This window comes from Pseudotamlana agarivorans (assembly GCF_018860245.1).
Lineage (GTDB): Bacteria > Bacteroidota > Bacteroidia > Flavobacteriales > Flavobacteriaceae > Pseudotamlana > Pseudotamlana agarivorans_A.
On record NZ_JAHKPD010000004.1, the window covers coordinates 1 to 26,246 of the forward strand.

A 26,246-nucleotide genomic window follows, 5' to 3' on the forward strand; every position below is an offset into this window, starting at 1 on the left:
GAAAACATACGGATTTAAGGTAAAAACGAGCGCTAGCGTAGGTTTTAACAATTAAAAATTAAAAAGGAAAAGTTAAAAATTCGCTATTCTAACGTCGGTTACACGATTAAACAATTCCACAACTAAACAATTTTGCCGTGATCGGTCAATAATCAATAATAACTAGTCAATAATCAATTTCAAGGTCATCCGTCTTTGGTCAAAATACCACCAACTAAAAAAAATCTGTGATAATCTGTGTAATCTGTGTCAGGAAAACTCTTTGTGCTCCTCTGTGAAATCTTTGTGTATCTCTGTGTAATAGTATAATGAGCAACTAAAAACCAACAACTAATAATAACCATTTTTATTCGATATATTTACAAGCGTTATTAAAACCCCTAAATAACTAAATCGATATTACAGCAGAACCACATGTTTTTAAAAAGTTAAGCAAAACACGTTAAATGAAACACTTATGCTCTTAATAGTCATTACCGAAGCTGGAGAACGTTTAGGAAGTACCTCTGCAGAGCGTTATCTGTTAATCTATATGGTTAACGTTATTGCTATTATCATGATGCTGTTTATCACGTTTTTTGTGATGTTTAACATCCGAAAAAACAAATTACTTCAAGAACAACTGCGCCAAAAACAAGCTTTAGAATCGGAAATAGCAAACGCTAAAGCGGAAACACAAGAACAAATTTTAAAAGATATAGGTTGGGAGTTACACGATAGTGTGGGGCAGATGCTCATTTTAGCCAATATACAAATGGGACCTATTAAAATGAAGATGCCCGAGGAATTTCAGCACCATGTTGCTGAATTACAAGATTCTTTAAAAACTAGTTTAACAGAAGTACGTTCGCTTTCAAAAAGCTTAAATGGTGAGGTGGTTTTAGATGCTGGTTTTGTAAAGTCTATTAAAAATGAGCTCGATCGCCTTGAAAGAATGCGTTTTGATACAGCCAGATTACATGTTATTGGTAAACAAATACCAATGAATAAAAGCAAGGATGAAGTGGTGCTTTTTAGAATTATTCAAGAATTTTTGTCTAACTCTGTAAAATACTCCAAGGCTAAAAATATAAACATTATTTTAGATTATGAACCCGAGCTTTTAGTTGTTAGGGCTTTTGATGATGGTGAAGGCTTTGATATTAATAAAATAGAAAAAGGTTCTGGCTTAATAAATATGAAAGGTCGAGCGAAACTTATAAAAGCTGAACTTGAACTTCATAGCGAACCTGGAAATGGTGTGGAGTTGATGATTCGTTATCCTTTTGACTGTTGACTTTTGACTGTTGACTTTTGACCATTGGCTGTTGACTGTTGACTTTTGACCTTTGACTTTTGACTGTTTACTGTTTACTGTTTACTGTTGACGGATGACCTGCTAACGTCGGAAAGACAACCTTAAACTAGAAACTAGAAACTAAAAACCAACAACTAACAACTAATTATCGCACGCCTTCCAAATTACGTCGTCTGGCAAAGGTGCATCAACGGCTATGGGTTCTTTTTTTACAGGATGAACAAACTCTATGTGTTTCGCGTGTAAATGGATGCTGGCGTCTTTGTTACTGCGGTCGAAACCATATTTTAAATCGCCTTTTATGGCGCAGCCTATGGTTGCTAATTGCGAACGGATTTGATGATGCCTTCCGGTTTCTAAATTGATTTCAAGTAAAAAGTAACGGTCTAGTTTTTTAATCATTTCGTAATGAAGAATTGCTTTTTTACTGCCTGTTACTTCGTTACGATGTGCTTTAGACTTGTTGTTTTTTTTGTTTTTTACCAACCAATGGGTTAAGGTATCTGTCGTTTTAGGGGGGGCATTTTTTACCACTGCCCAATAGGTTTTTTGAATGTCTTTTGAAAGGAATAATTTATTAAGCCTGGGTAAAACCTTGCTCGTTTTTGCAAAAATAACCAATCCCGTTGTTGGACGGTCTAATCGATGCACGGTGCCTAAATACACGTTACCAGGTTTGTTGTATTTGTCTTTTATGTATTCTTTAACGACATCACTTAAAGGTTTGTCGCCCGTTTTATCGCCCTGTACAATATCGCCAGCACGCTTGTTAACGATGATAATGTGATTGTCTTCGAAAAGTACTTGAAGGTTATTTTTGTTAGAAAGTTGCTTGGTGGCGGTCAATTTTAGATATTAAAAGTTAAAAGTTAAAAGTTAAAAGTTAAAAGTGTGAAAACCAACAACAATTTTAAATTTATTAATGATTATTTATTATTGCAAAAATATATAGCCTATGGCAATTTATTTTTTTGCCTAAAGCCTAAAGCCTAAAGCCTAAAGCCTAAAGCCACTAATACTTCTCCTCATCATTAGGGAAATCCTGAGTTTTTACATCATCAACATATTGTCCGATTGCCGAAGTCATGTCGTCGTATAAATTTAAATAGCGACGTAAAAATCTTGGATGAAATTCATGGGTCATGCCTAACATATCGTGAAGGACTAATACTTGTCCGTCAACATCTGGTCCAGCACCAATACCTATAATTGGAATGCTCACACTTTCGGCAACTTCTTTGGCTAAACTTGCAGGTATTTTTTCTAGAACGATGGCATAACAACCAATACGCTCAAGCATTTTAGCATCGGCGATAAGGCGTTTGGCTTCTTCTTCCTCTTTGGCACGTACGGTATAGGTTCCGAATTTATATATAGATTGCGGCGTTAAACCTAAATGCCCCATTACAGGAATACCGGCGTTTAAGATACGTTTTATAGATTCTTTAATTTCTTTACCACCTTCTAGTTTTACAGAATGCGCACGACTTTCTTTCATGATTCTAATGGCAGAGCGCAGGGCTTCTTTAGGATCACTTTGGTAACTTCCAAAAGGTAAATCGACTACAATTAAGGCGCGATTTGCGGCACGCACTACAGAAGAGGCGTGGTAAATCATATGATCTAAAGTAATGGGCAAGGTGGTTTCGTAACCTGCCATGACATTACTTGCAGAGTCTCCAACTAAAATAACATCAACGCCAGCGCCGTCAACAATTTTGGCCATGGTGTAATCGTATGCAGTAAGCATCGATATTTTTTCACCACGGGTTTTCATATCTACCAATGTTTTTACGGTAACGCGTTTGTATTCTTTTTTTGCTGTAGACATTTTTCTATAAATTTTATGAAATGTAAAAATACTAAATTAAGCAGATATGGCTAAACTTTTCTTGGTAAAGCTCGTCGCGCAAGGGATAGCAGTGGAAAGCCCACAGGGAGGCACGACCGCGGACTTGCAGCGTATAGCCCGACCCTTGTGGTTGCGCCCAAATACTGCTAACAATCGGTTAAATGAACACCCACGGCTAGGCCACCTTCACTAGTTTCTTTGTATTTACTGCTCATGTCTTTGGCAGTTTCCCACATGGTTGAAACCACTTTATCTAGAGGCACTTTTACGTTGTCGGGGTTGGTGTCTAGAGCCAATTCGGCAGCATTAATGGCTTTTATGGCGCCCATGGCATTGCGTTCGATACAAGGGATTTGTACAAGGCCGCCAATAGGATCGCAGGTAAGGCCCAGGTGGTGTTCCATAGCAATTTCGGCAGCCACAAGCACTTGCTCGGGTGATCCGCCAAGAAGTTCACACAAAGCGCCAGCAGCCATGGCTGATGATACACCTATTTCGGCTTGACAACCTCCCATGGCGGCACTTATGGTCGCACCTTTTTTAAAGATGCTGCCAATTTCGCCGGCAACGAGTAAAAAACGTTTGATGTCTTCAAAATTACCATCGTGGTTTTCGATAACCAAATAGTACATGAGCACCGACGGAATCACACCTGCGCTTCCGTTTGTTGGTGCTGTAACCACACGCCCTAGCGCGGCATTTACTTCGTTTACCGCTAAAGCAAAACAGCTCACCCATTTTAGGATTTGACGAAATTTGACTTCGGTTTGCCTGATGGAATAAATCCATTCGACAGGCGTTGTGTAAGGTGCACTGCCTTTTATGTTTTTATGCATATCGAAGGCGCGACGTTGCACGTTTAAACCACCAGGAAGTTTCCCTTCGGTATGGCAGCCCAGATACATACTCTCAAGCATGGTATCCCAAATGCGCTTTAATTCGAAGTCAATGGCTTCTTCGCGACGAATGGATTTTTCGTTTTCTAAAACTATTTCTGAAATGGATTTATTCCAGATTTTACAAAACGCAAGCAGTTCGGTGCCTTTATCGACAGGATAAGGAAAACTACATTTTATTTCGAAATTCTTTTTTGAATTGTTTTTGGTTTCCTTCACTACAAATCCACCACCAATGGAGTAGAAGGTAGAGCGGTGTTTTTTACCATTTATAACTGTTGAAAATGTAAGTCCGTTAGCATGAAATGGCAGGAACTTTTTATTGAATACGATATCGGTACTCGGGTTGAATTCTATCGTTTTTTCATTGTTTAAAGCTAGGGTATTGCTGCTTTTAATATCTGCAATGATTTGATTGATATTTTCGGTAGGCATGGTTTCTGGGTTAGCACCAGTTAGCCCTAACATAACCGCGAGGTCTGTGGCATGCCCTTTTCCAGTTAGGGATAAGGAACCGTATAAATCAATTTTTATGCGGTCTATGTTTTCAAATAAATGGTCTTTTTTTAGCTCGGCCAGCCATTGTTCGGCAGCACGCCAAGGGCCTAAAGTATGGGAGCTAGAAGGACCAACACCAATTTTAAGCATGTCGAACACAGAAATACATTCCATAGGGCAAGAATTTCTGTAAAGATATTGTTTTTTAGAGTGATTTGAATCTGTAAAATTTGTTGTGTTTTGTAAAATTTGTGAAAAAAGAAAGAGACTGTCTAGAAAGTAAAACTTTCGTCAACCTGAACTTGTTTCAGGTTCTCATAATGATTGGTAATCAGTATGATGAGATTCTGAAACAAGTTCAGAATGGCGTGATTCGTTACTCCATAGACAGTCTCTTTTGTATAAATATTAATTTAGTATTGTCAGTTCAGAGCGCAGTCGAGAACGTTTTGGTGTCAAGAATTAGACCTCGACTCCGCTCGGCCTGACAACTCGGTTACGATTTGACATGGTATTAAAAATTTAATTCATACTAAATTCTGTTAATTATTAAGTTGCTTATTTCTTCACAATCTTAATTGCTTTGTTTAAAGCTGCAATTTGTAAAATGTATATTCCAGAAGGTAATGTTGATATAAAGTTAAATGTTGTGCTGCTGTAGTTAAATTTTATAACGCATTCGCTCTATTACAGAAAAGTTAACTATAATAGTAGGAAAATATTTATTTAATGTTGCGAATGCCTTATATTTAGCGTTTAAAAATTTAAAACATATGGCGATAGGTTACGGTTTAGAACGTGATGCTAAACATAAAGACGGGGTTCAAGAATTACCCCCAAATAGAACACTGTTGGTACAGAATTTTACAGATTTAGCGCCGCTACTTCCTAAGGTTGTAGAAGGACTACAAACTCCACAAGCTGTTTTTGATTATTATAAACCAAATGTTCATATGGTTTTTGAAGATTTAAATGGTAGGCAGGTTAAGGAAAGGATAGATTTTAGGAATTTGTCTGATTTCGAACCATCCCATATCACTTCAAGAAGTCCTTTTTTTAATAATTTGGAACAGAAAAAAATGAACTATTTTGATATGTTAAAGGCACTGCAAAGTGATGAGACTCTAAAGCAGGTTTTTCAGGATAGTGCTTCTAAAAATATGCTTCTTCAGCGGTTAAAAGCAGTTAAAGTAGAATTAAAGGGCGGCAACCCTGAAAGCACTTACGAATAGCATGATTGAAAACGTACACTTAGAAGAAGTCAATTTCAAATTTCTGGAAACGCTTATTCCTAATTTGAAATATATGGATACTGAAAAGCCTTTGGAGAAACAACATTTTCTAACTTCAAGTGAGAATCAAGCCACTAGAGCGGAACTTTTACAAACTTTAGACTTGTGGGAAGATGTATTAGAAAGTCATGAAGCACTTGAAGATCTAGTAGCTTCTACAAAAGAGAAAATTATTTGCACTGAAAGTATTTACCAAAAGAACTTAAAGCGTGTTATAAACCGAGCGAAGGATCTGGAGGTTGCTTATAGGGGGCTGACTTTATTTTTTGAAAACGCTCAAGCTGAAAAAATAAATAATTTAAGTATTCTTAATGCCGATTTAGATCAGCTGAAGGATTTAGATAACCCGATATTTATTGAAGCCGTTCGTGATGCTTTTGTTGATGCTTACGATCGTTTAGATTTGTGTGATCATTATGCGCTTTTAGTGATTCCAGGCTATTTAGGAAGTCCGATGGTTTTAGATAAATGGTCTAAAATTGCTCATGACAATAAAGTATTATTGGTGACCGATTTTGCGCATTTGGACACTCCAGACGATGTTGTTGAGGTTTTTGAGACTATAGATCATGTTCGTGCAGATACCTACTTGTCTAATACGATTATGACATGTAATTGGCTAGTGGGGCGCGGAAAATATGACGCGATAAGAGAGCTTGATGATTTGTTTCTGCCACCATCGCCATCTTTAGCTGGGAAAATTTACAGTAATAAAATGTCGCAAGCCAGTGCAGGTATTAAATTTGGAGCCTTAAGTCGGGTTGGAGGTGTAAGCTTTGATCTTAAGAAAAATGACTTGGCCGTTTTGGAACGCCTTGGTTTAATACCTATGGTTTATAAAAATGGTGAGATTATAGCCTTTTCTGCAAAAACCTTGTTTAATGGTGATAATTTAGGCTTACAGACGTACTCCGTAGTGCGTGTGTTTGATTATGTGAGTAAGGTGCTTATCGATTATTTTAATAGGAAAACTTTTGAAAACTTTAATGTACGTACCCGTAGGGCACTCATGCAAGACATTGTAGATTTTTTAGATCGCAACACGGGACCACAAAAACTTATTGAAAGCTTTGCTATAAAACGTTTGGAGCAAGATTTACAACAAAAGGACCGCGTGCATTTGGAATTGCACATGGAGCCTTATTTTCCTGCTAAAAATTTCTTAATTCGTATGGATGGGAAAATTGGAGATTCTGGAAAAGCTAATACATGGGAAGCGGCTTATGAGCAGGGGTAGGGATTGTAGGACACACTAATAAAAACCTTATTCTAACTAATAAACTAAAAACCTCCTAATCTAAATAGACAGGAGGTTTAATTTTTATACCATTACTGAACAGGATCTTCCGTAAGTATGATATTATCAATTTGATACTCTGTTGTCGCAGCAGTACTGCCTTTTTTGTATCTGAAACCTATTCTAAATTGATCTAAATTTTCAGGAATCGTGATGGTTAATTCTTGAGTATTAAACCCTTCAGTGTTATTTAAAGGCACGACGTCTTCAATTTCATTGGCTTCATCAAAATCAATGATATCTCCTGTAACATTATCAATTATAAATAGTTTTAGATTATCACTGTTGTGTTTATGAACGTTAATATCGAAGGTTAGTTTTAATGTACGCACTTGGTCAATTTCTATTTCTTTTGTAATTAACCAAGCATCATAATTTGTGGTAGCGCCCCCTTGTTCTATTTCTGCAAAAGCATCAGTATCCGTCATATTTGAAATCCAGAATTTTAGAAGTTGAGGATTTGATATATTCATGTTTTCCCATCCGTTAAGGGAAATGATTTCGCCAATTTTTGAAATACTCTGAAAATCTTCAGAAAGTAGGACTCCTGGATCTAAAACATTTTCTACGATTTCACACCTAGTTTCTTCAAAAACAATATCATCTATCTCTCTTATAATTAAGGTGTTCGAGGAAAGTATGCCTGTTATAGTACCTTGTTCGTTAGGAAATGCCCTAGAGTTAAAATTTGAACTGATACTATTTTGTAAATCGATTGAAAGTCCAGAGTCACAATCAGTCAAGGCTTTAATAACATGGCTTCCATTCACACTAATTGTATTGTCCACATCCGCATAAGTACTCCCTAATTGGTCTTCCCTTAATTGGATGTTTTCCAGAGTTACTAAAATTGTTGGAAGGGTGGTATTTAAAGCATTAGGATCGGTAGATTCTAGCGCCTGTTGAATAGTTAGTACTTTCGGTACTATGGTTTCAGTAATATCTGTTTTAATAATATGCGTATCAAATTGATCGCTAGAAATAGGGGTTATTGACTTACTAACTTTATCATAAGTTCCAATATGAATGGTGCTACCAATTTTTTGCATGCCTAGACCGGCCAGTTTAACTTGAATTTCTTGACCTACACCAAGGGTACGGTAAATATCATCAACTGCCACGTCGATAACAACACCACCGGTAGGATTCAGGGCTTTATCTTGAATGTAAATTTCGTGGTTAATATTTTTTTTAGAGTCATTAGAAATCACAAATCCTTTGGTCATTAACGCTTCAGGTAATATTGAGGTATCGGCAAAAGCGATGACATCTCCATTATAAAAAGGCACTATTTGAGACAGTTCGGTAACCGTGAAATTAGTAATTTCTGCGTCTTTTTCATCATCCATGCCATCGTTGGTAATTTCTTCAATTTCATTATCTAAATCGGGGATTGAAATTTCGTCCTCCGCACATGAATAAACGGTGGATGCGATAATAAAAAAGGCAATAATGGGTTTTAAAAGGTTGTTTTTCATTGTTATGTTTATTTAAAATCTATAATATATGTTTACAAAATAGGTGGCGCCATAGCCTTTCCAGAAACGATTTCCATAAATAGGTTGTTGGCGTTTAGCGTCTTCTAAAAGGGTGTCGTATTTTAATTGGCCTTGGGTCTCGAACCCTGCGATGTCATGATTTTGACCTAAGGCATTATTTACGCCGGCCTTAAAACCCATGTGATTTTCTTTAATTTCCCAATATTTTCCACCAAAAAGATTTAAAGTGAGGTAGTTTTCAAGGCTTTTTTGTTTTAATAGAATAGCAGCGTATTCTGGATTGTAATTGGAGAAAATGGTATTGTTTGTGTCCAAAAAGAAATCACGGGTTCTAAAATAGGGGTTAATATCTAGATAGTTGTCGGCGAAATAGTTACCCATGACTTCAAACCACCAATGGTCTTCATCTCTGTACTCGAAACCAAGTGAAAATACTTGAGTAGGGGTGTTTGGTACATGATAATCTTGTAAAAATACCTCGTTAAGATTAACCACTTCACTTTCCGACATGATATACTGAAGATTAGGATTATTGGTATAGATGAAATCACCCATAGCCACAGCTGTTTTTATACTTAGCGATTTATGAATTTTGTATGAAGCACCAAACTCTAAGCCCATGTACCTTTTGTCAATGCCGGTAAGGACTTCTTGTATGGTTGAAGAGGATGCGTTGTTAATGGTATTACCCGCAAAAGGTCTGTTTGACATACCATCCGATTGAATGTTGAAATAACCTGCTATTTGAGCATTGAATTTCGGACTGCTATATGTGTAATTTAATTCTGAAGATAAGTTAGTAGATTGATTAATCTCTATCAATTCAGGAGCTTGGTTGATTTCAGATATAGTGGTTATACCCTGGAGATCTCTTGGGTTCTCACTTTCCGCTGCATTTAAAAACATTTGGTTTAACATAGGCGCATTGTTGCCATATAGTGCTCGAAAGCTGATTTTATGTTTCGTATTTAGTTTTAGACTAAAACCTCCTTTGAAATTGTAATCTAAAAACGTGTAAGTGTTCCCTTTTCCGTAAGATAAATAAGGGGATCGACCATTTTGATATTTGCCCACTCTGTAGTTGTTAGAATGTGTGATATCTGCCCCTAAAAAAGCATCAAAATGTTCGTTTTTGTATTGACCTTGGATAAAACCATTAAAGGCCGTTCGATTTAATGCATAATGGTACTTAAATGTTTCATCGGCTTGAACAACTCTATAAGGATTCAATAAATCGGATTGTATCATATCTCCTGTACCATCGCTCGTATTTACATCTAAATACCCTGATCCACCTAATAGATTACCCATTTTTGCGTATTGATTGGTAACGTAACTAGAATATCCGAAAGCAGTATTTAGGCTGAATAAATTGGTTATTCTAATATCCGCTATCGAATTGACATTGAAATTAGAGTGTTCGACGATGTCATCAAATAGGGTATATGTTGAAGTGTTTAGTCCACTATTTATATTATGCTGAAATAGCTCAACCCAGTAAATTTGTCCATATTGCTGGAATGATTGTTGAGCCAAAACAGCGCCTTTATAATCAGGGTTGTTTTCATCGGCTAGAAAGAAACTAGGAAGTTTTGTGTAAAATGTGGGGTCTGGATTTTTTCCATTTGAAGGTGTAATTTGGTTTGCACCATCGATACTGGCTCCTTGAAAATCAATTTGACTTCTTGATTTACTTCCAAAATTATATGCAATGTTTGTTTGTACTTTAACACGGGCGCCAACATTAAGATAATGGTTCAACATTAAATAAGGTTGTGAAAATTTCTGCTTTCTTGAATTTGTAATATCCTCATTTAACGTGCCCCAATAACTGTTGTATTTGTGGTTTTTTAGATGAAATACTTCGTTGGTGTTTGCAGATCTTCCGCTGCGACTGGTGCTATTGAAAAAACCAGTAAAATTAATCCAATTACTACTGTTTAATCTCGTTTCTGCACTGATAAGTAAGGCGTTAGAGTCGTATGGTGTTCCGTCAAAATACCCTTCATTAAAAGCAGATCTTTTTGTTGCTGAAACAGCTAGCGAAAACCCATTGGCTGAAACTCCAGTAGCATATGTTACATTGACACCATGTGAGTAGTATCTGTTTGCAGACAAATAGGAAATTTTACCGCCTTGTCTTTGAGCTGAAGCTCTTGTGTTCATGTTTAGACCGCCTAAATTGCCACCTAAACTGTAGTTTGAGGATGCTAAACCATAACTTAAATTATTGTCCTGAAGAGCCTCGTCGAGGCCACCAATACCATTCCAGTCTGCCGAACCGTTTAACGGACTGTTATAAGTCACACCATTAATGAGCACATCGCCTTCTGAATATTCTTGTCCTCGTGCTTTGAAGAAAGCCGAACTGAATTGATAAGACGCTGTTCTTAGAAAGGTTGTGCTTGACGATTGGTAAAAAGCGGCGTTATTAGTTAAGGTTTGATCACCATCGTACAATTGATCTTCTGCAAAGGTGTTTATTTGTTGATTTTCTATATCATAAAGATCATTTCCTAAAGTTAGGCCATCAATGTTTGTAATTTTTCCTGCACTAATAAATACATGGTATTTTTTTGTAGTATAGTCGTCTTTAGATACTTTTAGTACTACAGGACCATCGGGTACTTGACCATTAAAAACGAACCTACCATTTTCATCTGTTTTAGTGGTCATGTAAGCATCGACAATACTTACTCTGGCATTTGGAATAACAGCCCTTGTTTGTTTATGGATAATAATTCCTGTGAGAGAGGTTCCTGTTAGCAGCGTTAAGTCTTCTTTTTTTGCTTTAGGTTTTTTTTTAGGGTATAGTTTAATGTTTTTTATAGTCGCTTGTTTGCCTTTCAGGATGTTAATGTCAAATTTTCGAGAGGAATAGCCCAGCATTTCAATAACAACTGTTATTTTACCTAGAGGGACATTTTCTTCTATTATAAATGCTCCAAGCGCATTGGTTTTTTGGTTAACTGTGCTGTTTTCAATAAGTACAAGCGCATTAACAACTGGTTTTTTAGTGGTGTTATTAATGATATTTCCTTTTATTGAAGCTTCTTGTGACCAGCTGGAGCAAAATATACTCACAAACAAAAGGGTGTAAAAAAATCTTGTCATTTGTAGGTTTTAAGATGTGGTTTGTTTTGTTATTAAATTAGTATGAAGACTGAGGAATAAAGGCAACTAGATTATTTTCTAATTTGACTTCGACCACTTGTGGTGGTTTTATGGTGTCTGAAATGATCATTTTAGCCAATGGTCTTTTAAGTTGATCGCGAATCACGCCTTTTAGTGGTCGAACGCCATAGACAGGAGAAAAACCGTTTAGTGCCAAATGTTTTCTAGTGTCATCATCAATATTTATGGTAATGCCCAGTTGTTCGGCAGTATTGAGCAGTTCCTTTTGCAAGTGTAAATTGAAAATGGAAACCGCATTATTTTCAGAAATAGGGGCGAAGGGAACGATTTCAGTAATGCGCCCTAAAAACTCCGGACGGAAATAATTGGCCATGATTTCAGTAAGTTGATGAGATGTTGGTATGTTACCATTTTTCATGCTTTTAGAAATAAAATCGGAACCAATGTTGGAAGTGAATAAAATAACGGCATTGGAAAAATCTCCTACTTTGCCTAAACGATCATGTAGTTTTCCTTCATCTAAAATTTGTAGAAAGACATCAAAAACCGATTGATGTGCTTTTTCAATTTCATCAAAAAGGACAATAGAATAAGGTTTTTGTCGAATTTTATTTACCAAAACACCACCTTCTTCATAACCCACATATCCTGGAGGGGCACCATATAAAAGCGCTGCGGAATGTTCTTCTTTAAACTCAGACATATCAAAACGAATGATGGCATTTTCATCGTTAAATAAAAATTCGGCTAAGGATTTCGCAAGTTCCGTTTTACCTGTTCCTGTTGGGCCAGAGAAAAAGAATGAGCCTATAGGTTGTCCAGATTTTGATAAACCAGATCTCGATTCTACTATGGCATCGGCAATGGTTTTTATAGCCGAATCCTGACCAATAACCCGTTTTCTTAGAATGGCTTCCATATCAAGTAAGCGCGCTTTTTCTTGAGTTTGCACCTTTCCAGCAGGAATACCTGTTATAATAGAAACCATGGCCGCTAAATCACCTTCTGTGATCGCTGTGATGTCTTTTTGGGAATGCACATAAATTTTCTCTAATACAGAAAGAATATGAATAGTCTTGGCTTCTAAGGTTTTATGCTTTTTATGATCTTCTTCTAAATATTGATCCAATACAATAGGACTAATTTTATGGCTGAGGTTGAGGTAAAACGCATCAAGAGCTTCCAGTGTATTTGCTTTAGCGTTTTCGGTATGCTTTTTTTGAATGGCTTCAAATTCTAATTGTAAAGCAGTAATTTCTTTGGGAAGGGATTGTTTTGAGACTTTAACAGCCGACATGGTTCTATCGATTAAGTCTATGGCAGAGTCGGGGAGACTTTTTTCCTTTAAATAACGTTTCGCTAATCGTATAATTTCTTTTATCGCATGATTTGAAATGTTAAGCTCATGGTGCTTGGTATAAATTTCAGCATGATTTTTAATCATTTTAAAAGCTAGTGGATCACCGGGTTCTTCAATATTAACCGTTTCCATACGGCGTTCTAGAGCTTCATCTATAGCAATGAGTTTTCGGTAGTTTTCAGAAGTTGTTGCCGTAATAAGTGTGATGCCACCAGTGTTAAGTTCCGATTTAATGGTATTGATTATACTTTTATTGGTGGTTTTATCTTCTAAAAGGGTATGGAAATCATCAATAAAAATTATGGGTTTTTCATAGTGTCTTGAATCTTTGAATAGACTTACTAACCGGTCTTCAATTTCCCCTTTATATGCTGCAGCAGAAAGTAATGCTGCGGTGTTAATTTCGAAAACCTTAGCACACTTCAAGCTATCTACAATTGTTTTGTGGTGTATGGCAGTTGCAAAGCATTTTATAAAAGCTGTTTTTCCAACACCAGATTCCCCTATAATAATAACATGCGGTTTCGATTTTCTGTTTAAAATTTCAGAAACCTGTTTGATCTCGCGATCACGACCAATTATAAAATCGTAAGCACCTTCTGAAGCATCCAAAACTAAGTTTTTTGTATATGTAGTTAGGTTGTTGGTATTTGTTAGCGGTTCTAATTCAGATTTATTCTTATGATTTGGGGCTAACTTTTCATTAAAAAGAGCCATGAGTTGTGTGTGCGTAAGCGGTAAGGATTTTAGTTGGTCAAAACTAAAACCTATTCCCGGTGTTATCGCGGCAATAAAAATTGGTAGGAGTGGATGGTTATCGGTGGTTAGCGTAAGGTTTAAGTCTTCGGCTTCTTCTAATAGCGTTAGCGCTTGACTATCAGCTAAAACGGTATGGTTAAGATTTGAACGTTTGGGATAGTTTTCTAAATGGACAGTGGCCCATTCTTCGATAAAGTATACATCAATATCATGATTAAATAACAATCTGAAAATTGAAAAATCTTTGTGTAACAGTGCTTTTATTAAGTGAACAGGTCCATAGTTTTCATGCTGATATTCCTTAGCAATCTGGGTGGCGATATGGATGACTTTATCGAGTTCTGGCATGTATATAAATGATTAATATTCACCTTTATTTTGATGAATTAAAAATTAAAATTTGCCAAATGTAAGATTAATTTGTAAGAATTAACCCTATATATTATAATTATAAAATCCTACATATGAAATGTTTTTCCTACTTATTGAATACCAGAATGTTAAGTATTTATTTACATATAATGAAATAAAATTCTTGCAAAACTTGTAATTTTTTATAGTTTTGTGCTTGGCTTTTATGCCGTTATATATATTTAATCAGGTAGTATTTACCACAAAAACAAGTTATTATGGCTTTTAAAACAAAGTTAAAAGTAGGCGGAAACGAGTACAACGTGTTAAGTTGTAGTTATGCGCTTAAACAAGAAACTGATGCAACGGGTAGACCCTCTTCTGTAACTAGAGGTGGTGAAGTTAAAGTTGTAATCGAATCGACTGGAGGAACCGAATTATTCGAGTGGCAATGCAGTAGTTTTGAGCGTAGAGATGGCTCTATTGAATTTACAAAAAGAGACACCGACGCCAAACTCAAAGAAATTACTTTCGAAGAAGGGTATTTAACCTATTACAGAGAAGATTTTGATGCAAACGGAAGCAATCCACTTACTCAAACATTTACAATCTCTGCTAAAGTACTTTCTAGTGGAGGAGGAATTCATGAAAATGAGTGGCCTGTTTAATTTCAGTGATTAGACCTTTTTAAAAGTCTATTGAAATGATTTTACAAAAAGGGGGTGTTTATGTTTTTTCATGCATGCTCTTTTTGTTCTTTTTTTAGTTAAACATGAAGCCGTTTTGGCGAGGTAAAAAAATAAATTTTAAATATATAATTATGGCATCCAATAAAGTAGGACTAGGTGGTAATGTAACAGATATTGATGCTGGTGAAGCATTAAATGAAATTCCACAAAATAGAACACTAATTGCTGGGAAACTCACACCTAATACTCCTATTAAACCAGTAGCTGTTGAGGGTTTAAGGTCTGTAGACGCAGTTTTCGAACATTTTCAACCCGAGATAAATATCGCGTACGAAGACAAGGAGGGGGGAACAATTAATGAAGTGACCAGGTTTACTAATTTAGGTGATTTTGGAAAAAAAGGCATTACCGAAAGTAGTGATTTTTTAAAAGGACTTGAGATAGAAAGTGAGCAATACAACAAGGTTATTAAGCAACTTAAAACCAATAAAGTTTTAAAACAGGCTTTGCAAGATGAAACATCAAAAGCAGGATTAATTAGCACTTTGGAATTGTTAATTGAAGAGTTGAGCGCTTCTAAATAAAGAAATACAAATTATGGCACAAATAGAAAATAGTCAGCAAGGTTTACTTGAAAAACCATATGTAGAGCAAATATTAGAGAAATCTGATGCATTAGCTAAATTTGGCGGGTTTGATCTTTTGGAATCTGCAATTGATGATATTCAAAATTTAAACCCTGATCGTAAAGCCCGTCGTAAAATCTTCCTAACAGAGAATAATAAAAAGCAAGACCGCACCGAACTACTTAAGGTTTTAAAACTTTGGAAGGAGACCTTAAGTTCTGAGGGCGATTTAATCGATCTTATTGAAAAAACGAATGAAAAGGAAGTTCAGGCGAAGCAGGTATTAAAAAAGAATTTAAAAATAGCTCTAAACTCAACAAGAGAGTTAGAAGCTTCTTACCGTTCGGTAGCTTTATTTTATAAGAACACAGATGAATCTGCTATAAAAAATGCGACGATTGTAAATGCTGAATTAGAGCAATTAGCCGATTTGGATAATACGCGATTTTTTGATTATATCCGTGAAGAAATTGTATCCAGTTACGACCGTTTAGATTTAAGAGATAATTACGCCTTACTAGTTGTTCCTGGGTACCTAGGAAGTAAGTCGGTAGTGGACAAATGGGCTAAAATGGCACATGCTAATAAAGTAACTATGGTTACTGATTTTGCACACCTAGATGAGGCAGATGATGTTATGGAGCTTTTTGAAAGTGCTAATTTGGCCAGTGGTGATGCATATCTTTCTAATACAATTATGACTTGTAATTGGTTAGTTGGAAGACCAAAGGAAACGGAGTTAGGTGAAGAAGAAGATCTTTTTATCCCGCCTTCTGGGGCTTTAGCAGGAACCATGTATAAAACCTTAATGTCTCAGGTTACGGCTGGTAAAAAACATGGTGGGTTAAGCGAAGTGGAGGCTGTAAGTTTTGACTTAAAAAAGAGTGAGATCGCCGTTTTGGAAAATCTAGGATTGGTGCCCATGGTAAACGAATATGGTAAAGTTATGGCCTTTTCTGCTAAAACATTATTTAACGGGGATAATATTGGGTTACAAACGTACTCTGTAGTTCGTGTGTTTGATTACATATCTAAAGTGTTAATGGATTTCTTAAACCGTCGTGCGTTTGAAAACTTCAATACTAAAACGAGAAATGAAATTTTAAAGCAAATCGTAAAATTTTTAGATGGTGTCACAGGACCAGATAAACTTATTGAAAACTTTGATATTAAACGATTTGAACAAGATCAATTTCAAAAGGATAAAATACATGTTGACATCCGTTTAAAACCATATTTTCCAGCTAAAAACTTCCTTATTTCTATGGATGGACAAAAAGGAGATGAAGGCGCAGAATGGGATACCGATTATGCGGAGCAATAATAACTAGGTGATAAAACCAAAATAGCTGCCTATAATAAATTAGGGAGCTTTTTTGGTTTAAAGTTTATAAATACAGCAGACTTCATTACACTTTCTTTTCCTTAACTGATGCAACATAATTATTATAAGTTTCCTTTAAATGCTACAGCATTAATCCAAAATAGGTCGATTGAAAAATCAAATATCGAGGTGTCAATAGCCAATTATATCCATTTGATTATGACAACGCGTTTTGGAGAGTGCCACTTCGATCCTTCTTTTGGAAGTGCGATATGGGATGTGGACTTCAATAATATTGGGTCGGATAATAAGCTTAGGACCATGGTGTTAGAATCTTTAATAAAATCACTAAAAACATACGAAACACGACTTTCAAATATTGAATTTGACGTTCATATAGCACAGGAGGAAATAAACCTTCGCCGTGAAAAAAGTAGAATTAAAAAAGGTGTATCCATTTCAGTTAATGGGGTTATAAAAAAAATCAATGAAGCTTTTAGTTATAAAGAACATTTTTTCATCGCGCCATTATCCTATTAATAGTTATGAGTTATAGCACTAAAGAGGATATAAAAAACCGCATGATGAAAAAGGCAGCTAGCCTTTGGAACATCCCTAATAATGAGGTTTCCGATTCATTCGATCCATTAATTTCTTTATTACTTTCAGCTTGTGCTTCAGAGATAGAAAAGCTCTCTGGAGATATTAATGATTCTCAAAATAGAATTACCGAGCGACTTATTCAGCTCATGACACCATCATCAACTTTCGATGTAAAACCAGCCCATGCCATTGCCTATTGTGAGTCTGTAGAACCTAAAAGTATAATCACTCCAGAGCATCAATTATTTTATAAAAAAAGGAAGGCTTCTTCGAATATTGGTGAGGGGCATAAAGATGTGTTTTTCACACCAACCCAAGAAACGAATCTGTTAGACGCAAGGCTTAAGTACATGGTTTCTGGTCAAAAATTATTTACTTTTTCTGGTCGAAAATCAAAAGACTTAACGCGTAGATTAAATACAAAATCTGATCCTGATCAGACCACATTATTTCTAGGTATTGAAAGTGACCATAAGCAAATTGATTTGAAAGATATTTCATTTTATTTTGAGTATTTAGGCGTTTCAAATAGCGAACTTTTTTATCATCACTTACGTAATGCTACATGGTATTTAGGTGAACAAAAAATAGAAACAGTTAATGGTTATCATAATGGTGATGTCGATAATAACGCGGAACTCGATCGTATTATTAATGGTGTGGTAAGCAAGTCTGATACGTTATGTGCGGATGTTAATCAGTATTATCAAAAGCATTTTGTAACCTTGAAATTGGAAAATTCGATTAGCAATTTCCCAAAATACGCGGAATTAGAAAAATTAAAAGCAGAAGATCAAGAGGCATTTTTAGCAACAAATATTTTATGGATTAAGGTGCAATTTTCGAGTATTATTAGTTCAAAATCATTAGAGCAATTATACTGCGCGATTAATGCTTTTCCTGTGATAAATAGAAAAAGGAATCGGTTTACTTATCAAATGAGAAATTTCATTGATATTATTCCTATTCTTTCTGAAGATCCGTTTTTTGATGTTCAGACCATTGAAAACACTTCAGGGCAAATCTATAAAAATGAAGGTGCCCAAACAGCAGATGGTTATCAAGGGAGTTATTTTTTACGAAGTGACAATGTAGGTAAATTAGATTCTAGAAAAGCTCAGGACTATATCGTGCATTTGTTAGAATTACTTAAAGATGAAAGTGCCGCCTTTACTTTTTTTAATCACGAATTTCTACAGAATAACTTAACTACTCTAAATCAAACCATTGCTTCTATAGAAAAGAAGGTTAATGAAGTGGTGCATGATGGTGTTTATACGAATTACGTTTATTTAAACCCTTATACTGGCAATGAGAATGTCAAAGTGACTTACTGGACGATTAATGGGGAAGAAGCAAACCATATCAAGTCGGGTAAAAGCCTTGAAATTTATAAAGGTTCCCATTTAAAACCTAAAAGCAGTTATTTTATTAGACCTGTTTTTGGAGGTCGCAACAGTTTATCAATGGCGCAGCGCCTTCAAGCCTACAGGCGCATAACATTAACAAAAAACCGGATTGTAACAGAAGAAGATTTAAAAGCGCTTTGTTATGAGTTGTACACCGAAAATGTCAAGTCTATTGAAATAAAAAAGGGGGTCATAACAGATATATCCGTAAACAAAGGGGTGTTACAGTGTATCGAAATTGTTCTTACACCAAGTGAAAACAGTGCTTTGAAAGCTTATGAATGGGATTATTTAAATGAAAATTTATTAGCTGTTCTAAAAAAACAATCTGTAAATATTTTTCCTTATAAAATTAAATTAAAGCATCTTAATAGTCAATTAAAGTATGAATAAGAAAAGTAATGAAACTATAACAAAATATCTTGATAAGAATGTCATAGTGCTTTTTCTATGTGTTTTCCTAGCATCAGGAACCGCTTTAGCATATAGGATTTTTACCGATTTTCCATGTGAGCAAATTGTAATGGATATTAATTCTAGAGCCTATCGCGTAGGTGAGTTGGTGAAATTTACAGATCTCACGGAACAAAGTGAAAGTTGGCAATGGCATTTCGGAGACAGTTCTGCGGTTTCTACTAAAAGAGAGGCCCTGCATGTTTATTCGAAACCAGGTAAATATGAAGTTAAACTTAAGGTGAATAATAGCTGTGAAACAACTCAAACTGTTATTATAAAGAAAAAAAAGTTTGTATTAGATCCTAATAAAATCCCCAATTTAATTGTGCCAGATAGTGTTACAGTAGGGCAAAAATTAATTCTAACCGATAGCACTGCTGGAGCTTATAGCTGGGAATGGCGTTTTGGTGAAACGGCAAACGCCAATGCGACGACGAAAACGGCTGAATATACTTATACCGATTTTGGTTTAAAAACGATCACATTAGTAGTTAATGGAGATATTAATCATATGGCTAAACAGCGTATAAGGGTTTATGCTGAAGCAATTGAAGAAAAGCCTTTAGAGCGAATCAAACCTAAAGAAAGAGAATTGGGTTGGGATATTCCTTATGAACCTGAAGTTGAAGCTGCTGAAGAAAATGTGGAGAAAAAAATTCCCTTTATTAGTGAATCAGATTTTAAAGTAGAAATTTTAAAAGTGTCAGATGAAAAGATTACGGAAAAGCAATTGGAAATATATTTCTGCGGAAGCATTAATAAATCTATAGTCGTAAACGGTAAAAACACCACGTTTTTAGTCTTTTGTCAGAAAATAAGAGGGAAGAATATAAAAATTAAACGATTAACTATTTTTAGAAATGAAGGCTCTAATTGTATTGAGAATATTAATCTAGAATATAATAGAAAAATTCTTTAATTATGGAATATAAACACAGGTTAAACTGGGTAGATGGCATGAAAATCAATAAAGATCATTTTGTTGGTTTTGAGGATTCTATGATGCAACAATTAATGGTGATGCATAGCAATTACGTGCATCAAAATAATTATGGATTATTACCTAGCCCTGGAGATCGTGAATTGCCGGTGAAATTGTCTATTTCTATGGATGGACCAGAAAATTTATTGGTGACCGTAAGCAAATGTTTGGCCGTAACTTTAGGGGGGTATCAGATCGTAATTAATGATGAAGTTAATGCCTTCTTAGAGCAATCTGGACACATTATCAAAAATAAATTTGCGCTCAATCCTGAAAATAAGATATGTTATATTGTACTGTCTGTAAACCCTTTTAAGCGAATACCAGTTGGTTTTTCAAATCCAGAAGAGGAGCCTGTTAGAAAACCATTTGTTATAGGTGCATATCAAATTTCATTAGTGTCCGAAACAGCCATGCCTAACCAAGAAATTAGTTTAAATAGTATCACGATAGGTAAGCTAATTACAGATAGCGGTCAAGCTCGATTAGTTGATGATTTTATTCCACCATGCACGTCTATTCAAAGTCATCCCGATTTGAGATACGCATTCTTAGAAGTAGATACTTTTTTAAATGGCATGGAACTTTATTGTACGCAGGTTATTCAAAAAATATATCAAAAAAAACAAGCCAATGATTTAGCTAAAATGGTTCTAGCATTATCTAACGATGTGTTAACTTATTTAAGAGCTGTGATTACCACTTATCGTATAAAGGATAAATATGCTTCTCCAGTTGAAATGATTATAAAGCTTGTTAGTTTGGCGAGAACTATTAAAGGGAGTTTGGATGTGCATGCAGGAACGGGCAAGGAGCATCTTCTAAACTACCTCACAGATTGGTGTGATGTAAATCAAGGTGCTTTTGAAAAGGTTTTAGATGACATGATTAGCCTAGAATATTTGCATAATGATATAAATGTGGCGCTCCAAAAGGTATCTGGATTTACAGCGTTAATGAGTGCTTTGTTTAAAAAGCTAAATGAATTAGAATACATAGGAAAGAAATCTGACTCTAACATTTTTGTAAAAGAAGATGTAATTGTTGAAGAGCAAGTAAAAAAACGCCGTCGTTTTTTTATGGAATAATTAAATAAAAAAGAACTTACTTAAAATAAAGCCCACAATGAAACCAAAAAATATAAAGGATCGTAGATCTAGTTTTATCAAGTTTTTACTCTTATTCATACTAACAACGACAACGGTGGTTATGGCTGTTTTTTTTAATTTCAGCGTGCCTCAAAAAGAAAATGCTTTATTAAAAGAACGCGCTGAAAATATTGAAAGAGAAATGTCTTACCAAAAGGAATTTGCTATTGAAGTTGGTGATGTACAAGCTATGATTGATTCTTTAGATGCACCTGGGCAAAACTTACCATTTACGAATACATTAATTCATAGTAAACTTGCTGATTTACAAAGGTCTATTCCGAGAAAAGATTCTACATACCGTTATAACATGTATGCAGGGATCATAGAGACCTTGGTAGATTTACAAGCCACAAAAAATGAACTGCACAGTTTGGATAATGCTAAAACACGTATTGCTGAATATAAAGAAGTACTAGAACAAACTAGAAACGAACTGGAGCAAACCAAGCGAGATCTTGATATTTTAAGGATTTCTAGAAACTAATAATCCTATTTAAACGCAATTATTTTATGGCCTTACAATCGATTACAGAAATTTATATTGGCAATACGGCCATAACATCATTTAAGCGTTTAACGCTAGACCAGAGTATTAATGAACACCATACATTGTATTTAGAGTGTAGAACTGATGTTTTAGAAAATATTAAGGGTGAAATTTCTAGTACTACAAAAAACTATTTAGGAGAGACTTTAACATTGCAACTTTCTTCTTTTTCAGAGTATTCAGCCTATAGAACTTTAGAGTTTAAAGGTGTGGTAACTTCAGTTGGTAATAAAAGAGGGAAGAATAGTGAGCAAATAGTGGTTGTAAAAGCGGAAAGCCCCACAATTTTGTGTGATCATGGGCCACATTATAACTCGTATTTAGACCATAGCCTATCAGATATCATTTCGGAAACCTTACAAGGCTATGATGCCTCAAAATTAAGTGTGGTAATAAATCCGAAAAACACAGCGACTTTACATTATTCGGTACAGCACAAGGAAAGTAATTGGTCTTATTTAAGTAGATTGGCTATGCAATATAGCGAATGGTTGTATTATGACGGGAAGAAATTGATTTTTGGAACACCAGAAGAAGATGAAGATTTGACGCTCACCTATGGCCACGATTTACAAGGTTTTTCATTAGATTTAGTGCCTTTAGCCAATAAATTTAGTTATTTCTCTAATGATTATCTTTTAGATGAAAATCAACAGAAAAAAACATCCGAAATTAATACGGGAGCAATTGGGTATCATAGTTTTGTAAGCGAGCGAAGTGAAATTTTGTTTGCTAAAGAAACGAGTGTTTGGATAAATGGCTTTGATGCTCCGGGATTGAAACAACGTATAGATGTTCAAGCAGAACAGCAAAAAAGGGCAGTAGAGAGTAAACAAGTATGTCTTAAAGGAGAAAGCGATAATCCAGGAGTTGGAATAGGTAAGATTATAGATATCAAAGATGAATCTGGAAGTCAAGGTCGATATCGCGTAATTGGAGTGACTCATTCTAATAACGAAAATGGTCAATATCATAATACTTTTGAGGCGTTAAGTGCCGATACCGATGTATTTCCGCATACCAATTTTGAAGCGATCCCTAAAAGTGAGACACAAACTGGGGTAGTCATAGAAAATGCAGATCCAGAGGGATTATCACGCGTTAAGATTCAGTTTTCTTGGCAAAAAATAACAGGAGAAACTACACCTTGGATTCGAATAGTTACACCGCATAGTGGAAATGAAAAAGGGTTTCATTTTATTCCTGAAATTGGCGAGGAGGTTTTGGTAGGTTTTGAAGGAGGAAATGCAGAGCGACCTTATATGTTAGGTAGTTTGTATAACGGAAATAATAAAACTGAATCTTGGAAAACAGATGCAAATGATATTAAGGCCATTCGTACACGTAGCGGACATACCATAGAGTTTAATGACACTGATGGTGCGGAAAAAATTAGTATATATGATAACGAAGGCAGTATTATCACATTTGATACTCAGGCAAAATCTTTATTTATTTCAGCAACTGAAAATTTAGAATTTCAAGCTAAAAATATTAAAATGATCGCTGAAGAGCATATTGAATTAGAAGCTCAAGGTGAAATAAAAACAGCTTCCGATGGAGACACTTCGATAATTTCTAAAGGACTTGCTAACATTCAGGCTGATGGTGATGCTAATGTAAAAAGTGGAGCTAATTTAACAATAGAAGCAAACACAAATGCGGTACTAAAAGGGCAAAACGTCACTGCTGAAGGTCAGGTTGCAACTGAAATTAAAGGGCAGCAAACTGTAGTGCAGGGACAAATTACCGCGTTACAAGGGGCTTCAGGGAAGGTGGAAATTATATAATGGATTAAAATTATTTCTGTATTCAAAAAAAAACAAATTTATTCATTTGATATATAGTTAGTTATGGTGTTTTTATTTGTGAGTTATTTAAAATGATTCTTGATAAAGGCGCCTGTGTAGTTTTTTACGTATTAAAGTTTGAGTAGAAATAGAATTTAACTAAATTTAACACAGTTTAAAAAGTGCAATTTTATGAATCTTTTTGTTCTTCGAATAGAATATTAGCTTGATATAAAATTGGAATTTATTTTTATTAATTTCTAGACCAACTTTAAATTGATACGTAAAAAGAATATATTACCTCCAAAGAGTTCCAAATGGCGAACAACGGCAGTGTTCTTTATTGCTGTAATTATTGGTTTAGCGCTTTTCATGGCTAGAGAGTCTAAAATAGTTTCATACATGTCTGATGATCCTCAGGCTTGTGTGAATTGTCATGTCATGACCCCTGTTTATAATAGTTGGATGCACAGTTCGCATCGTGAATGGGCAAAATGTAATGATTGTCATGTACCGCATGATAACGTTTTCAACAAATATTATTTTAAAGCTAAGGATGGTTTGTATCACGCTTCGGTTTTTACCATGCGCGCAGAACCTGATGTGATAGAAATGCAACCAGCTTCACAGGAAGTGGTTCAAAGCAATTGTATTCGATGCCACGTTCAACAGGTCACGCAAGCGAAGTATGATGGCTGGATTGAAGGGCATAGAGAGAATAGAACCGGAAGACAATGTTGGAGCTGCCATCAGCAAGTGCCACATGGAAAGGTTCACGGATTATCAACCATAAAGTTTAATATAGCACCAATACCCACAGATCGCGAGGACGAACTTGTTATTCCTGAGTGGATGCAAGAGCAGATTAAAGAATAATAAAAGTACAGCAGATGAAAAACAAAGTCTTATTTATCGTAACCATTATTGTCGTATTCCTTTTGGGGCTTTTAGCTTCAAGTATTGTCAATAGAAAATCTGAAGCGAAATACAAATACGTGCCTCAGGTAAACATTGCTGAAAATGAACCAAGAAATGAAGTCTGGGGAGAGAACTTTCCTTTGGAGTATCAATCTTATATGCAAACTTTAGATACCACATTTGCTTCTATGCAAGGAGGTTCTGCAACTCATGATGTTCTTGAGGATGATCCTAATCTTGTTGTTCTATTTGCAGGTTATGGATTCTCTAAAGATTACAACCAAGGTAGAGGTCATGCTTATGCCATTGATGATATTCACAATACCTTAAGAACAGGTGGACCTAAAGGCGAAGGTGATGGACCAATGCCTGCAACGTGTTGGACTTGTAAAAGTCCGGATGTGCCACGTTTGATGAATGAAATTGGGGTTGCTGAATTTTATAGTGGTAAATGGGCAGATAAAGGTGAAGAAATAGTAAACCCAATTGGATGTGCCGATTGTCATAACCCAGAAACCATGAAACTTCGAATTACTAGACCAGCTTTAGTTGAAGCTTTTGATGCGATGGGGAAAGATATTAATCAGGCTACACATAATGAAATGCGCTCATTAGTATGTGCGCAATGTCACGTAGAGTATTATTTTGACAAAACGATTCCAGGAAAAGAAGGCGTACCTTATTTAGTATTCCCATGGAAAGATGGTACGACAGTGGAAGACATGGAGAATTATTATGATAATATTGAATTTTCAGATTGGACGCATAAGTTAAGTAAAACACCAATGTTAAAAGCGCAGCATCCAGGTTACGAAACGTTTACTACAGGTGTGCATGCCGACCGTGGGGTATCTTGTGCCGATTGCCATATGCCATATAAGAGTGAGGGTGGACAGAAATTCACAGACCACCATATTCAATCGCCTTTAAATAATACATCAAATGCGTGTCAGGTTTGTCATAGAGAAGAATCTAGTAAGCTAATCGCAAATGTTTATGAGCGCCAAAAGAAAGCTTCTGAAAATCGCTTGAAACTAGAAGGTTTATTAGTTAAAGCACATGTTGAGGCTAAAAAATGTTGGGATTTAGGTGCAACTGAAGAACAAATGAAACCGATATTAACTGATATTCGTCACGGACAATGGCGTTGGGATTATTCAGCAGCAGCTCATGGGGCATCCTTCCATTCACCAGTTGAAACAGCAAGAGTTATTGGAGGTGGTCTAGTTATTGCACAAGAAGCTCGTGTAAAATTAGCACGTTTATTGGCCAATTTGGGGCATAATAGTCCTGTTGAAATGCCTGATATTTCAACCAAAGCTAAAGCGCAGGAGTATATTGGTTTAGATATGGAAAAACTTAAGGCTGAAAAAGCGGAGTTTAAAAAGAACTTATTGCCAAAATGGTTAGAGGCCGCTAAAGAACGTGAAGATAAAATGCCAATTAATACGGTTTCTTCAGTGAATTAAAAGATCATCGAAATATTTAATAATTGAATACGAGAAAGATACCTTA

20 protein-coding genes are annotated in these 26,246 nt (G+C 35.5%); 14 read left to right on the top strand and 6 right to left on the bottom strand.

Features of this window, described 5'->3' with window-relative positions; translation table 11 throughout:
- Nucleotides 1–457: 457 nt before the first annotated feature.
- The gene (locus KO493_RS00740; protein WP_216066046.1) at nt 458–1,276 is read left to right on the top strand and encodes a sensor histidine kinase; all 819 of its coding nucleotides are present in this window, start codon (nt 458–460) and stop codon (nt 1,274–1,276) included.
- A 162-nt stretch (nt 1,277–1,438) separates the two neighbouring features.
- On the opposite strand, the gene KO493_RS00745 is transcribed toward KO493_RS00740, so the two are convergent.
- The 3 genes from KO493_RS00745 to KO493_RS00755 all read right to left on the bottom strand — a co-directional run bounded on the left by KO493_RS00745 (nt 1,439) and on the right by KO493_RS00755 (nt 4,717).
- Nucleotides 1,439–2,143, bottom strand: coding sequence for an RluA family pseudouridine synthase (locus KO493_RS00745; RefSeq protein WP_216066047.1), 705 nt, complete (start codon nt 2,141–2,143; stop codon nt 1,439–1,441).
- A 166-nt stretch (nt 2,144–2,309) separates the two neighbouring features.
- Entirely contained in the window at nt 2,310–3,128 is an 819-nt protein-coding gene (gene panB, locus KO493_RS00750; RefSeq protein ID WP_216066048.1) for a 3-methyl-2-oxobutanoate hydroxymethyltransferase, read from the bottom strand.
- Between the two features lie 167 nt (nt 3,129–3,295).
- Nucleotides 3,296–4,717 (bottom strand): L-serine ammonia-lyase, encoded by a 1,422-nt coding sequence (locus tag KO493_RS00755; RefSeq protein ID WP_216066049.1) that lies wholly within the window; start codon nt 4,715–4,717, stop codon nt 3,296–3,298.
- Nucleotides 4,718–5,316: 599 nt separating this feature from the next.
- On the opposite strand from KO493_RS00755, the gene KO493_RS00760 reads away from it, so the two are divergent.
- Nucleotides 5,317–5,775 carry a type VI secretion system contractile sheath small subunit gene (locus KO493_RS00760; RefSeq protein WP_216066050.1) on the top strand — a complete coding sequence of 153 codons (459 nt, stop codon included), beginning with the start codon at nt 5,317–5,319 and terminating at the stop codon, nt 5,773–5,775.
- A gap of 1 nt (nt 5,776) precedes the next feature.
- Nucleotides 5,777–7,072, top strand: a complete 1,296-nt coding sequence (locus KO493_RS00765; protein WP_216066051.1) for a DUF5458 family protein — start codon at nt 5,777–5,779, stop codon at nt 7,070–7,072.
- A gap of 92 nt (nt 7,073–7,164) precedes the next feature.
- Here the strand turns inward: KO493_RS00765 and KO493_RS00770 are convergent, their stop codons facing one another.
- Genes KO493_RS00770 through KO493_RS00780 form a run of 3 tightly spaced genes read right to left on the bottom strand, consistent with a single transcriptional unit; the run spans nt 7,165 to nt 14,233 of the window.
- Nucleotides 7,165–8,610 (bottom strand): DUF5689 domain-containing protein, encoded by a 1,446-nt coding sequence (locus KO493_RS00770; protein ID WP_216066052.1) that lies wholly within the window; start codon nt 8,608–8,610, stop codon nt 7,165–7,167.
- Between the two features lie 12 nt (nt 8,611–8,622).
- A complete protein-coding gene (locus tag KO493_RS00775) occupies nt 8,623–11,745 on the bottom strand; it encodes a carboxypeptidase regulatory-like domain-containing protein (RefSeq protein ID WP_216066053.1) in 3,123 nt (1,040 codons plus the stop codon).
- 37 nt (nt 11,746–11,782) lie between these two features.
- Entirely contained in the window at nt 11,783–14,233 is a 2,451-nt protein-coding gene (locus tag KO493_RS00780) for an AAA family ATPase (protein WP_216066054.1), read from the bottom strand.
- Nucleotides 14,234–14,514: 281 nt separating this feature from the next.
- Between KO493_RS00780 and tssD the strand changes: the two genes are divergently transcribed.
- The 11 genes from tssD to nrfA all read left to right on the top strand — a co-directional run bounded on the left by tssD (nt 14,515) and on the right by nrfA (nt 26,200).
- Nucleotides 14,515–14,904, top strand: coding sequence for a type VI secretion system tube protein TssD (tssD, locus tag KO493_RS00785; RefSeq protein ID WP_216066055.1), 390 nt, complete (start codon nt 14,515–14,517; stop codon nt 14,902–14,904).
- Between the two features lie 152 nt (nt 14,905–15,056).
- Nucleotides 15,057–15,509, top strand: coding sequence for a hypothetical protein (locus tag KO493_RS00790; RefSeq protein WP_216066056.1), 453 nt, complete (start codon nt 15,057–15,059; stop codon nt 15,507–15,509).
- A gap of 13 nt (nt 15,510–15,522) precedes the next feature.
- The gene (locus KO493_RS00795) at nt 15,523–16,875 is read left to right on the top strand and encodes a DUF5458 family protein (protein WP_216066057.1); all 1,353 of its coding nucleotides are present in this window, start codon (nt 15,523–15,525) and stop codon (nt 16,873–16,875) included.
- Between the two features lie 108 nt (nt 16,876–16,983).
- Nucleotides 16,984–17,415 (top strand): GPW/gp25 family protein, encoded by a 432-nt coding sequence (locus KO493_RS00800; protein ID WP_216066058.1) that lies wholly within the window; start codon nt 16,984–16,986, stop codon nt 17,413–17,415.
- Between the two features lie 41 nt (nt 17,416–17,456).
- Nucleotides 17,457–19,280: a type VI secretion system baseplate subunit TssF gene (locus KO493_RS00805; RefSeq protein WP_216066059.1), complete on the top strand. Its 1,824-nt coding sequence runs from the start codon at nt 17,457–17,459 to the stop codon at nt 19,278–19,280.
- Nucleotides 19,273–20,262 carry a PKD domain-containing protein gene (locus tag KO493_RS00810; protein WP_216066060.1) on the top strand — a complete coding sequence of 330 codons (990 nt, stop codon included), beginning with the start codon at nt 19,273–19,275 and terminating at the stop codon, nt 20,260–20,262. Before KO493_RS00805 ends, KO493_RS00810 begins: the two co-directional genes overlap by 8 nt.
- Before the next feature lie 2 nt (nt 20,263–20,264).
- Nucleotides 20,265–21,413, top strand: coding sequence for a hypothetical protein (locus KO493_RS00815; RefSeq protein WP_216066061.1), 1,149 nt, complete (start codon nt 20,265–20,267; stop codon nt 21,411–21,413).
- Between the two features lie 37 nt (nt 21,414–21,450).
- Nucleotides 21,451–21,960, top strand: coding sequence for a type VI secretion system TssO (gene tssO, locus KO493_RS00820; RefSeq protein WP_216066062.1), 510 nt, complete (start codon nt 21,451–21,453; stop codon nt 21,958–21,960).
- Nucleotides 21,961–21,986: 26 nt separating this feature from the next.
- Entirely contained in the window at nt 21,987–23,813 is a 1,827-nt protein-coding gene (locus KO493_RS00825) for a type VI secretion system Vgr family protein (protein WP_216066063.1), read from the top strand.
- Between the two features lie 276 nt (nt 23,814–24,089).
- Nucleotides 24,090–24,689, top strand: a complete 600-nt coding sequence (gene nrfH, locus KO493_RS00830) for a cytochrome c nitrite reductase small subunit (protein ID WP_216066064.1) — start codon at nt 24,090–24,092, stop codon at nt 24,687–24,689.
- A gap of 14 nt (nt 24,690–24,703) precedes the next feature.
- Nucleotides 24,704–26,200, top strand: a complete 1,497-nt coding sequence (nrfA, locus tag KO493_RS00835) for an ammonia-forming cytochrome c nitrite reductase (RefSeq protein WP_216066065.1) — start codon at nt 24,704–24,706, stop codon at nt 26,198–26,200.
- The last annotated feature ends 46 nt before the right edge of the window (nt 26,201–26,246 follow it).